Origin of the sequence: Streptomyces aureus (assembly GCF_000725495.1) — a bacterium.
GTDB lineage: Bacteria > Actinomycetota > Actinomycetes > Streptomycetales > Streptomycetaceae > Streptomyces > Streptomyces aureus_B.
The window spans coordinates 35,214-47,810 of record NZ_JNZD01000009.1 but is presented as its reverse complement, the minus strand read 5'-3'; the positions used below and the strand labels follow the sequence as shown (position 1 = coordinate 47,810).

At 74.0% G+C, this 12,597-nt stretch carries 5 protein-coding genes; 1 reads left to right on the top strand and 4 read right to left on the bottom strand.

The annotated features are described in order from the left end of the window. Positions 1-56: 56 nt before the first annotated feature. The 4 genes from IO36_RS16855 to IO36_RS16840 form a co-directional block, all read right to left on the bottom strand. Complete coding sequence (locus IO36_RS16855; RefSeq protein WP_037620793.1) at positions 57-1,469, bottom strand: dipeptidase; 1,413 nt, start codon at positions 1,467-1,469, stop codon at positions 57-59. Positions 1,470-1,479: 10 nt separating this feature from the next. After that, entirely contained in the window at positions 1,480-5,211 is a 3,732-nt protein-coding gene (locus IO36_RS16850; protein WP_037620791.1) for an ATP-dependent DNA helicase, read from the bottom strand. Positions 5,212-5,302: 91 nt separating this feature from the next. After that, the gene (locus tag IO36_RS16845; RefSeq protein ID WP_078943250.1) at positions 5,303-8,764 is read right to left on the bottom strand and encodes an ATP-dependent helicase; all 3,462 of its coding nucleotides are present in this window, start codon (positions 8,762-8,764) and stop codon (positions 5,303-5,305) included. A 255-nt stretch (positions 8,765-9,019) separates the two neighbouring features. Beyond that, entirely contained in the window at positions 9,020-9,385 is a 366-nt protein-coding gene (locus IO36_RS16840; RefSeq protein WP_037620789.1) for an MGMT family protein, read from the bottom strand. Between the two features lie 185 nt (positions 9,386-9,570). On the opposite strand from IO36_RS16840, the gene IO36_RS16835 reads away from it, so the two are divergent. After that, on the top strand, positions 9,571-12,411 hold the full coding sequence (locus IO36_RS16835; RefSeq protein WP_037620787.1) for a lysylphosphatidylglycerol synthase transmembrane domain-containing protein: 2,841 nt from the start codon (positions 9,571-9,573) through the stop codon (positions 12,409-12,411). Positions 12,412-12,597 lie beyond the last annotated feature (186 nt).

Below are 12,597 nucleotides of genomic sequence, written 5' to 3'. Positions count from 1 at the left end.
GGGCGGTTCAGCAGGACGGGCGTGCGGTGCGCTCTCGGGACTGCGGTTCGGCTTGTTCAGTGTGTCTCGCGCCAGTTCTCGGCCAGGTCGCCCCACAGAAAGGCGGTCGTCTCGACGCCCTTCATGAGGAGGTCGATCTCGACCTTCTCGTTCGGGGCGTGCCAGCCGTCGGAGGGAACGGAGATGCCCAGGAACAGCACCGGGGCGCCGAGCACGTCCTGGAGGTCGGCCGCGGGTCCCGAGCCGCCCTCGCGGGTGTAGCGGACCGGCTGCTCGAAGGCCCGGCCCATGGCCCGTACGACGGACTGCAGCGCGGGGTGGTCCAGCGGTGTCAGGCACGGGCGGGTGGACGGGCTGAAGGTGATCTCGTGCCGGATGCCGTCGGGCACCTGGTCGGCGGCCCAGGCGCGGACCACCTTCTGGATGTGGTCCGGGTCCTGTCCGGCGACGAGCCGGAAGGAGAGCTTCACCAGGGCGGAGGACGGGATGATCGTCTTGCTGCCGGCGCCCTGGTAGCCGCCGCCGATGCCGTTGACCTCGGCGGTCGGGCGGGCCCAGATCCGCTCCAGGGTGGTGTGTCCGGCCTCTCCGTGGGTGGCCGTCGACCTGGCCGTGCGCAGCCAGCGGTCCTCGTCGAAGGGCAGTTCGGCGAAGAGTTCGCGCTCACGGTCGGTGAGTTCGGTGACCCCGTCGTAGAAGCCGGGGACGGCCACGCGCGCGTGGTCGTCGTGCAGTGCCGCGACCAGGCGGGCGACGGCGGTGGCCGGGTTCGGCACGGCGCCGCCGAACGAGCCGGAGTGGATGTCCTGACCGGGTCCGTGGAGGACGATCTCGCACTCGGCGAGGCCCCGCATACCCGTGCAGACGGTGGGGGTGTCCTCGGACCACATGCCGGTGTCGGAGACGATCACGGCGTCGGCGGCGAGCCGCGCGGCGTGCTCCTCGACGAGGGCGCGGAAGTGCGGGGAGCCGGACTCCTCCTCGCCCTCGACCAGCAGCTTGAGGTGCACGGCCGGGGCTGTGCGCCCGGTGGCGGCGAGGTGGGCCCGGACGCCGAGTGTGTGGAAGAACACCTGGCCCTTGTCGTCGGCGGCCCCGCGCGCGTGGAGGCGGTTGCCCCGGATCACCGGCTCGAAGGGGTCGGTGTCCCAGCCGTCCTCGCGGGCGGCGGGCTGCACGTCGTGGTGTCCGTAGACGAGGACGGTGGGTGCGTCGGGGTCGTCGGAGGGCCACTCGGCGAAGACGGCGGGGGCGCCCGCTGTCGGCCAGACCTCGCAGGTCGGGAAGCCGGTCTCCCGGAGGGTGGCGGCGAGCCAGTCGGCGCTGCGTGCCACGTCCGCGGCGTGCTCGGGCTGGGCCGAGACCGAGGGGATGCGCAGCCACCGGCCGAGGTCCTCGAGGAAGGCGGCGCGGTGGGTCTCGATGTAGGCACGGACGGTGCTGACGGCGTTGTCAACGGGCTTGCTCATGTTCCTGAGCCTATCCGCCCACAGAGGCGTGTTCGTCCGGTGGTTCCCCGGGTGCCCCGTCCGGTGCGGCCGCCGGGTCCCCGGTGAGCAGCCGCTCCAGCGCGGCACGGTCCGGCAGGTCCCTCGGTCGTACGATCTCGCCGTCGCGGACGTGCAGGAACGCGGCCGTGACGGATTCCAGGGGCACTCCCTGCCGCTCGGCCCAGCCCAGGCGGTACAGCGCGAGCTGGAGCGGGTCGGCCGTGCGGCCGTGGCCGGTCTTCCAGTCGACGATCTCGTACGTCGTCTCCTCGCCCTCGCCGTTCCGGTAGACGGCGTCGATCCGGCCGCGGACCACCCGGCCCGCGATCGAGAGCTGGAAGGGCACCTCGACGCGGTAGGGGGTGCGCTGCGCGTAGGGACTGCGTTCGAAGGCGTCCTTGAGGGCTTGCAGGTCCTGCTCGTCGGCGATCTCCGCCTCGGCGCCGGGCAGGTCGTCGGGTTCCAGCATCGGCAGCCGCAGCTCCTCGAAACGGGACTCCACCCAGGCGTGGAAGCGGGTTCCCCGGCGCGCCGCGCGTTGCGGGGGGCGCGGCATGGGGCGGGCGAGCTCCTGGGCGAAGCCGTCCGGGTCGGCGGCGAGGCGCAGCAGCTGCGAGGCGGTGAGCGAGGCCGGGAGGGGGACGTGGGTGACGGTCTCGCGGGCGCGCAGGAGCTCGCCGGTCAGCGCGTCCAGGTCGCGGTCCCAGGACGCGAGGGTGCGGGCCTCCTCGGGCGTGAGGCGCTCGCCGCCGGCCTCCCCGGGGGCCTGGGCCTGGTGCGGCACCGTCGGGCGGTCGCTCCCGCGGCCTGCCGGGCGGTCCGCGGGCCGCCGTGTCGACCAGGAGTCCCAGTCGGGGTCGCCGTCCCCCGGCGGGGCACTGTCCGGGACGTCCTCCGGCGGGAAGCGGTCCTCGGGCATGCCGACTTCGGGGTGCCCGTCCCCGGGAAGGGCAGGGCGGGCGGGACGGTCGTCACCGGCTTCGGCCTCTTCGCCGTACGCGGCAGCGGCGTCGTACGCGGCGGCGTCGTACGCGGCGTGGTCGTCGTAGCCGTCGAACCCGTCGTACTCCTCGTGGTCGGCGTACTCCTCGTACTCGTCGTAGGGCGGTACGTCGTCCTCGGGCGGGGGCGGCCACTCCGGGTCGTCGTGCGAGCCGGGGTCGTGGGCGGCCGTCGGCCGGTGCGCGGCGGCGGCCGGGTGGGCCTCTTCGTGGGACGCGAGCCGCTCCAGGTGGGCGAGCACGGTCTCCGCGGCCGCGCGGCGACGGGCGAGGGCCGTGTCGTCGAGCGGGAGCGGCCAGGCGTGGTCGGCGGTCGCCTCGCGCAGGGCCGGATTCTCCTCGTCCTCGGCCGGTTCGTCCGCCCAGACCTCGATCTCCCCGTGTCCGGCCGCGCAGTGGTCGTACAGGGCGTGCAGGAAGTCCGAGGGGCCGCGCGTCCGCTTCTGGGACGGACCCCACCAGTGACCGGAGCCGAGCAGGAGGGAACGGGGCCGGGTGAACGTGACGTAGCCGAGGCGGAGTTCCTCGGTGTGCTGGTGGGCCTTCATGGCCTCCTGGAATGCCTTGAGTCCCTTGGCGTCGAAGGACTCGACGTCGGGCAGCGTGTCGGCGTCGCCGCGCAGCCGGTGGGGCAGGACCTTGCCCTGGGCGGTCCACTTCTCGCGGCCCTGGCCGCTGGGGAACGTGCCCTCGACGAGGCCGGGGACGGCCACGACGTCCCACTCCAGGCCCTTGGACTTGTGCGCGGTCAGCACCTTGACGGTGTTCTCGCCGCCGGGCAGGGCGTTGTCCAGGCCCTTCTCGTACTGGGCGGCGGTGCGCAGGAAGCCGAGGAAGGCCAGCAGGCTCGCCTCGCCGTCGCCGGACGCGAAGGACGCGGCGACGTCCAGGAAGTTGGACAGGGTCTCGCGGCGACGGGCGGCCAGGGCGTGCGGGGACGCGGAGAGCTCGACCTCGAGCCCGGTGACGGCGAGGACCCGGTGCAGGACGTCCATCAGCGGGTCGGCGAGCGAGCGGCGCAGGTCGCGCAGCTCGGCGGCGAGCCGCGCGAAGCGCACGCGCGCGTCCGGCGAGAAGGGCAGCCCGTCGTCGTCCCCGGCGGCCTCGATGGGCGTCTCCAGGAACGTGTCGAGGGCGTCGGCGAGCGATATGACCTCGGCCGGGTCGACCCCCTCGACGGCCGCGGCGAGCCTTCGGTCCGGGTCCTCGTCGTCTCCCACGCGCGCGTGGGAGACGAGCAGCCGGGCGCGGCGCCCGAGGAGGGCGAGGTCGCGCGGGCCGATGCGCCAGCGCGGGCCGGTGAGCAGCCGGACGAGGGAGGCGTTGGCGCCGGGGTCCTGGAGGACCTCGCAGACGGCCACGAGGTCGGCCACCTCGGGCAGGTGGAGCAGCCCGGACAGGCCCACGACCTCGACGGGGACGTCCCGGGCGACGAGCGCGCCCTGGATCTCGGCGAAGTCGGTGGCGGTGCGGCACAGCACGGCGATCTCGGCGGGTGCCGTCCCGGTGCGTACGAGGTGGGCGATCGAGTCGGCGAGCCAGCCGATCTCCTCGGCGTGGGTGCGCAGCAGGGCGCAGCGCACCAGGCCGTCCCGCTCGGCTCCCGGGGCGGGCCGCAGGGCCTCCACGCCCGCGTGCATGGCGCGCAGGGGCTCCGCGAGACCGTTGGCGAGGTCGAGGAGCCGGCCGCCGCTGCGGCGGTTCTCGCTGAGCGACTGACGGGTCGCGGGGCGGCCGTCGGGGCGGGCGAAGTGCTCGGGGAAGTCGTCGAGGTTGGCGACGGAGGCGCCGCGCCAGCCGTAGATGGCCTGGCAGGGGTCACCGACCGCGGTCACGGCGTGTCCGGTGCCGCCGCCGAAGAGTCCGGCGAGCAGGACGCGCTGGGCGACCGAGGTGTCCTGGTACTCGTCCAGCAGGACCACCCGGAACTCGTCCCGCAGGATCTCCCCGACCTCGGGGCGGGTGCGGGCCAGGGTGGCCGAGAGGGCGATCTGGTCGCCGAAGTCGAGGAGGTCGCGCTCTCGCTTCGCCGCGCGGTAGCGGCCGACCAGTTCGGCGAGCTCGCGGCGGGCGGCGGCCGCCTCGGGGATCTTGCGCAGGTCCGCGTTGGTGAGCCTGGCGCCTTCCAGCTCGTGCAGGAGCCCGGCGTCGTGGGCGCGCAGGTCCTCGGCCGTCACAAGGTGTTCGGCGAGCTCGGAGTCGAGGGTCAGGAGGTCGCCGACCAGGTCCGGGAAGGAGCGGGTCAGCGCCGGGTAGGGGCCGGGGGCCTCGCGCAGCACGCGTGCGGCGAGCTGGTAGCGGGTGGCGTCGGCGAGGAGCCGGGAGGTCGGTTCGAGCCCGATGCGCAGCCCGTGGTCGGTCAGCAGCCGGCCCGCGAAGGCGTGGTACGTGGAGATGACCGGTTCGCCCGGCGGGTTGTCGGGGTCGATGGCGTCCGGGTCGGTGACCCCGGCCTTGACGAGCGCCTTGCGGACCCGCTCGGCGAGTTCTCCCGCCGCCTTGTTGGTGAACGTGAGCCCGAGGACCTGCTCGGGGGCGACCTGCCCCGTGCCGACCAGCCACACCACGCGGGCCGCCATCACCGTGGTCTTTCCCGACCCGGCGCCCGCCACGATCACCTGCGGGGCCGGCTCCGCGATGATGCAGGCCGTCTGCTCGGGGGTGAACGGGATGCCGAGGAGCTCTTTGAGCTGTTCGGGGTCGGTGATGCGGGCGGGCATGTCGCAGAGGCTAGCGGCGTCCACTGACATCCGAGGCCACATCGGCGGCCGGGGCGGAGGAAGCCCAGGTCAGCACATGTGGTGCTATGTGTCACTCGACCACGTGCCGGCCCTCCGGCCGGGCACTGCAAGAGGCGCGGAAGGAGCAGTGCGTGCAGTGCTGTCCCGTCGACGGCGAGAACCGTTCGTCCAGGACCTTGCCGGCGGCGTTCGCGAGCAGGTCGCCGACCCACTCGCCCTCCAGCGGCTCCTGCGCCTGCACCTTGGGCAGGCTCTCGCCGCCGTTCTTCTTGGCGGCGCCCTGGCGGAGCTGGACGAGTTCGGCGCCGCCCGCCTCGGGGCGGGTGCCTTCGAAGACGTCGTCGACGGCGCCCTCGCCGACGGCGAGCTGGTAGACGGCGAGCTGGGGGTGGCGGGTCACCTCGGCGGACGTCGGTGCCTGCTTGCCGGTCTTGAAGTCGACGACGTAGGCGCGGCCCTCGGTGTCGGCCTCGACGCGGTCCATGGAGCCGCGGATGCGCACCTCGTACTCGCCCGCTTCGAGGGTCACGTCGAAGTCGTGCTCGCTGGCCACCGGCGTGCGTCCGGTGCGGTCCATGACGTGCCACTTCAGGAAGCGTTCGAGCGCCACACGCGCGTGCTCCTTCTCCTGCGCGGACTTCCAGGGCGCGTCGAAGGCGAGCGCGTTCCACACGGAGTCGAGGCGCTCCATGAGGACGTCGAGGTCCGCGGGGGTGCGCCCGGAGGCGACCTCGTCGGCGAGGACGTGCACCACGTTGCCGAAGCCCTGGGCGGCGGTCGCGGGCGCGTCGGCCTTCACCTCGCGGCCGAGGAACCACTGCAGGGAGCAGGTGTTGGCGAGCTGGTCGAGGGCGCTGCCGGAGAGCACGACGGGCTGGTCGCGGTCGCGGAGGGGGACCTTGCTCTCGGTCGGCTCGAACATGCCCCACCAGCGGTAGGGGTGCGCGGAGGGGACGAGCGGGCGGCCGTCCTCGTCGGCGAGCGCGGCGAGCCGGGCCAGCCGGCGGGCCGCGGCCTGCCGCAGCTTCTCCGAGACGTTCGGGTCGACCGTGGTGGCGCGCAGCTCGGCGACCAGCGGGGCGACGGCCAGCGGGCGGCGCGGGCGGCCGGTGACGTCCTTGGGTTCGACTCCGAGTTCGGTGAGGAAGCGGGAGGGCTGGTCGCCGTCATCGGCGGGTGCCTTCACCGCCGTCACGACGAGCCGTTCACGCGCGCGTGTGGCCGCCACGTAGAAGAGCCGGCGCTCCTCGGCGAGGAGGGCGCCGGGCGGGAGGGGTTCGGCGAGTCCGTCCCGGCCGATGCGGTCGGCCTCCAGCAGCGAGCCTCGGCGGCGGAGATCCGGCCACAGACCCTCCTGGACGCCCGCGACGACGACGAGGCGCCACTCCAGGCCCTTGGAGCGGTGCGCGGTCATCAGGCGTACGGCGTCGGGGCGGACGGCCCTGCGGGTGAGGGTGTCGGCCGCGATGTCCTCGGCGTCGATCTCCTCCAGGAAGTTCAGGGCGCCGCGGCCCCCGGTGCGCTCCTCGGCGCGTTCGGCGGTCGCGAACAGGGCGCAGACGGCGTCGAGGTCGCGGTCGGCGTTGCGTCCGGCCGCGCCGCCGCGCCGGGCGGCCCGCTCCAGCCGCTGCGGCCAGGGGGTGCCGTCCCAGAGGTCCCACAGGGCCTCCTCGGCCGTTCCGCCGGCCGCCAGACGCTCGCGCGCCGTGCGCAGCAGCGCGCCGAGGCGCTGGGCCCCCCGGGCGTACGCGGGATCGTGCGCGACGAGCCGTTCCGGTTCGGCCAGCGCCCGGGCGAGCAGGACGTCGGACGGCGGCGGTACGAGGTTTCCGCCGGCCCGCTCCTCCTCGCGCAGGGCGCGCCCCAGACGCCGCAGGTCGGCGGCGTCCATGCTGGCGAGCGGGGAGGCGAGCAGGGTGAGCGCGGTCTCGGTGTCGAGCCAGGACGCGAGACGGACGGTGTCGGTGTGCTCCGCCGGTCCGGCGGAGGCCGCGGAGCCGACGGCGTCGGTGTCCTGCGCCGGTCCGGCGACGGCCGCGGGGCGGACAGCGCCGGTGTCCTCGGACGGCCCGACGACGGCCGCCTCGTCGCCGTCGGAGCTCTCGTCCCCGCCCGGCCTCGTGTCCGTGTTCGTCTCCGACTCGGCGCGGGCGACCGCCCGCAGTGCCGTCAGCAGCGGCGCGACCGCGGGCTCGTGCCGCAGGGGCAGGTCGTCGCCGTCGATGTCGAGGGGCACGCCGGCCGAGGTGAGCGCTCGCCGGATCACCGGGATCGTGCGGGAACCGGCGCGCACGAGGACGGCCATCTCGCCCCAGGGGACCCCGTCCTCCAGGTGGGCGCGGCGCAGGATGTCCGCGATGTTGTCGAGCTCCGTGCCGGCCGTCGGGTACGTGTAGACCTCGACCCGGCCGCCGTCCCGCACCGGGGACAGTTCCCGGTGGGCGCGCACCTTCTGCGCGGGCAGCCGGGTCAGCGGCATGCGCAGGGTGAGCCGCCGGGTGGCCTCCAGCAGTCCAGCGCCCGAGCGGCGGGACGTGCCGAGGACCTCGACCGGGGCCGGGCGGCCGTCCACGCGCGGGAAGGCGTCGGGGAAGTCGAGGATGCCGTTGACGTCGGCGCCGCGGAACGCGTAGATCGACTGGTCGGGGTCGCCGAAGGCGACGAGGGTGCGCCCGCCGCCGGCCAGGCCGCGCAGCAGCCGCACCTGTGCGGGATCGGTGTCCTGGTACTCGTCCACGTAGACGGCGTCGTACTGCGCGGCGAGCCGCGCGGCGACCTCGGGCCGGCCGACGAGGAGCACAGCGCGGTGGACCAGTTCGGCGTAGTCGAGGACTCCCTGCAGGTCGAGGACGTCCAGGTACTCGGCGAGGAAGGCGGCCGCGGCTCCCCAGTCGGGGCGGCCGATGCGCCGGGCGAAGGCCTCCAGGGCGTCGGGACCGAGTCCGAGTTCCCGGCTGCGGGCGAGGACCGCGCGGACCTCGTCGGCGAAGCCGCGCGTGGTCAGGCAGGCGCGCAGCTCGTCCGGCCAGCGCACATGGGCGAGGCCGAGCCGCTCCAGGTCGGGCTGCCCCGCGAGCAGCTCGCGCACGGCCACGTCCTGCTCCGGGCCGGACAGCAGCCGCAGGGGCTCCACGAACAGGTCGCTGTCCTGGTGGGCGCGGATCAGGGCGTAGGAGAAGGAGTGGAACGTGGTGGCCCGGGGCGCGCGGGCGGCTCCTATGCGCAGTGCCATCCGGTCGCGGAGCTCGACGGCCGCCTTGCGGCTGAAGGTGAGCACCAGGGTCCGCTCGGGGTCGCCGCCGCGTTCGATCCGGGCGGCCACCGACTCGACGAGGGTGGTCGTCTTGCCCGTGCCGGGCCCGGCGAGCACGAGCAGCGGTCCGCCCGCGTGGTCAACCACCGCGCGCTGTGCCGCGTCAAGACGAGGAGGGTCCACCCGGGCCGGCGCGGTGCGCACCAGCCGGTACGCACCACGGGCCCCCTGACGCACCAAGGGGTGCGTCGGGCGCCGGGTGGAGGAAGTGGAGCTCACGTGGTTCGCCGGTCCTGGTGGTCGTGCTGGTGGGCGGACTGCCGCGTGGTGGGCGGTGGCCGCGGGGCGCGGGGGACGCGTGCCGACGACGCTACGCCGGTGAGGTTCACGGAAGGAGAGCTTCCGGTTCTTCCCTCAGGCCCCGTGCGTCGCATGCGTCCCGTGACGTACGAACGTACGGCATGTCACGGATGTGCCTCGTTTCCCTCGTACGGACCTCAGTGTCCCCTTCGGCCGCGTGAATGCCGGAAGCTGTCAGGTGTGACCTTCCGCGCTCTGGCCGCCGTCCCAGCGGGCCCGCCTCATGTCGACCCGTGGCAGATGCCCGGCGGAGGCCCGGCTCGCCTCCTTCAGAGGCGTCCCCTCGGCGCGGTAGTGGGCCAGCGCGTCCAGTTCGTGGCCCGGCAGCAGCACCCCGTCGGCCCGCATGACGCGCCACCACGGAACCGCGCCGCCGTACAGGGCGAGCACCCGGCCCACCTGGCGCGGTCCGCCTTCCTCCAGCCATTCGGCGATGTCGCCGTACGTCATGACGCGGCCGGGCGGAATCCGCTCGGCGACGTCGAGGACCCGCTCCGCGTACTCCGGCAGGGCGTCCGCCGGAAGGCTCTCCTCGCTCATCCGCCCCATCCTGCCGCACCCCACCGACAACGCGGCCCGGTGGCGACCGTGCGTATTCCTTCCCGCGGAGTGACGCTTGTAGCAGATTGCACGCCCCGCATTTGCACCCTGATGCCCCCGTGTGTCGGTCGGGCATGCCACCATCGTGCGGGCGGTGACCGGTGATACGAGATCAAGAAGAGACCATGAGGCAGCAGGGCGTGCACCCCGAGGACGCGGAGGGCATCTCCGCCGGCTCGTCACGCCCTGACACCGCCGACGAGAAGGCCGACAGGGACCGGGCGGACGCCAAGGACGAGAAGGAGCCGGACGACAAGCCCGGCGAGTCCCCCTCCCCCGTGAGCGGGACGGCCGCCGGCGAAGCGGAGCCCTCCTCGGACGCGACCCGGCGGGCCGAGCGCGGCTGCGAGGAGGAGGTCCACGCCGACGAGGTCGAAGGCGACGAACCGCTGCTCCCCGCGCGCGTGCACCGCCCGTCCGACCTGATGCGGCTCCTCGTCGGCGTCCTCGCGATCGTGGTGCTGCTCGGCATCGCCGCGTTCGCGCACGGCACCACCTCGGGTCTCGAACAGGACATCAACAAGGGCACCGGACAGGCACCCGATCTGCTGATCAAGATCGCGGGTCTGGCGTCCAGCATCGCGATCCTCCTGGTGCCGGTCGCCTTCGCCATCGAACGGCTGATCAAACGGGACGGGCTGCGCATCGCCGACGGCGTCCTCGCCGCGGTCCTCGCGCACGGCGTGACCCTCGCCACCGACCTCTGGGTCGCCAAGGCCGCGCCCGACTCCATCCAGGAGGCGCTGACCCAGCCCTCGCCGAGCGACATCCACGCCCTCACCGACCCCGTGCACGGCTATCTCGCACCGGTCATCGCCTACATGACGGCGGTCGGGATGTCCCGCAGACCCCGCTGGCGCGGGGTGCTCTGGGTCGTCCTGCTCCTCGACGCCTTCTCCATGCTGGTCACCGGCTACACGACCCCGTTCTCGATCATCCTGACCGTGCTCATCGGCTGGACCGTCGCCTACGGAACGCTGTACGCGGTCGGTTCACCGAACGTGCGGCCGACCGGGCGGACCCTGATGGCCGGGCTCCGGCACGTCGGCTTCCACCCGGTCAGCGCGGCCCGCGAGGAGACCCCGGAGACCGCCGAGAGCGGCGACCGAGGCCGGCGCTACTTCGTCACCCTGGAGGACGGGCCGCCGCTGGACGTCACGGTCGTCGACCGCGAACAGCAGGCCCAGGGGTTCTTCTACCGCGCCTGGCGCCGACTGACGCTTCGCGGCATCACCACACGCCGCAGCCTCCAGTCGCTGCGCCAGGCCCTGGAGCAGGAAGCCCTCCTCGCCTACGCGGCGATCGCGGCCGGCGCCAACGCGCCCAAGCTGATCGCCACCTCCGAGCTCGGCCCGGACGCCGTGATGCTCGTCTACGAACACACCGGCGCGCACACCCTCGACTCGCTGCCCGACGAACTGATCACCGACGACCTGCTGCGCGACACCTGGCACCAGGTGCAGGCCCTGCAGTCCCGGCGCATCGCCCACCGCAGACTCGCGGGCGACGCGATTCTGGTGGATCGTTCCGGCACGGTGATCCTCACGGACCTGCGCAGCGGCGAGATCGCGGCGGGCGATCTGGTGCTGCGCATGGACATCGCCCAGCTGGTCACCACCCTCGCGCTGCGCGTGGGCGCCGAGCGCGCGGTGGCCTCGGCGGTGGGCGTGCTCGGCCCCGACGCCGTCGCCGACTGTCTGCCCATGCTCCAGCCGATCGCGCTGACGCGCTCCACGCGCGCGACGCTGCGCAGACTCGCCCGGGAGCGCGCCCAGCGCGAACGCGAGGCGGTCCTGGAGGCCTCGCGCCAGGCCAGGCTCGCCCGCGCCGCGGAAGCCGAGCAGGGCGGGGAAACGGCCGCGGCCCTGCCGGAGAAGGCCGGGAAGAAGGCCGTGCGCGCCGAGCAGCGCGCCGAGAAGCGGGCGATCGACGAGGCCCTGGACGAGGCGCGCGAGGAGGACCTGCTCACCCAGATCCGCCACCAGGTCCTGTTGATCAGACCGCAGGCGCCCGTGGAGCCGGCCCGTCTCGAGCGGGTCAAGCCCCGCACGCTGATCAGTGTCATCGCCGGTGCGATCGGCGCGTACTTCCTGCTCACGCAGCTCACCCACATCGAGTTCGGGACCCTCTTCGACAACGCCGAATGGGGCTGGGTCGCGGCGGCCGCGCTGTTCTCCGCCCTGAGCTACTTCGCGGCGGCGATGAGCCTCCTCGGCTTCGTGCCCGAGCGGGTGCCGTTCCTGCGGACCGCGGCGGCCCAGGTCGCCGGCTCGTTCGTGAAGATCGTGGCGCCCGCCGCGGTCGGCGGCGTCGCCCTGAACACCCGCTTCCTCCAGCGCGCCGGGGTGCGCCCGGGACTCGCGGTGGCCAGTGTCGGCGCGTCGCAGCTGTTCGGGCTCGGCTGCCACATCCTGATGCTGCTGTCCTTCGGCTATCTGACGGGCACGGAGAAGACACCGTCCCTGTCGCCGTCCCGTACGGTCATCGCGGGTCTGCTGACCGTCGCGGTGTTCATCCTCGTGGTGACGTCGGTGCCGCTGCTGCGCAAGTTCGTCTCCACGCGCGTGAGGTCGCTGTTCGCGGGGGTCGTGCCGCGCATGCTGGACGTGCTGCAGCGGCCGCAGAAGCTCGTCACCGGCATCGGCGGCATGCTGCTGCTGACGGCCTGCTTCGTGATGTGCCTGGACGCCTCGATCCGCGCGTTCGGCCACGAGGAGACGACCACCCTGAGCCTCGCCAGCGTCGCCGTCGTCTTCCTCGCCGGCAACGCGCTCGGCTCGGCGGCCCCGACCCCGGGCGGTGTCGGCGCGGTGGAGGCGACCCTGACCGTCGGTCTGATCGCCGTCGGGCTGCCCAAGGAGGTCGCCGCGCCCGCGGTGCTCCTGTACCGGCTGCTGACCCTGTGGATCCCGGTGCTGCCGGGATGGCTGTTCTTCAACCATCTGACCCGCAAGGGCGCGCTCTAGCCTCACCCGGTCGCCGCCCGCCCCCGCGGGCGGCGGCAAGGCGGCCTCGCCGCAGCGCGCTCACAGGCGGGGACGCGAAAGCCTCGCCGCCCCCCGAAAGCCTCGCGGCCCCCGCACCGCAGGCGGTGGCTCCGGTCGGTCCTCACCCGCACGGCTCGCGCCCCGAGCGCCCCACCCCGCGCGCCC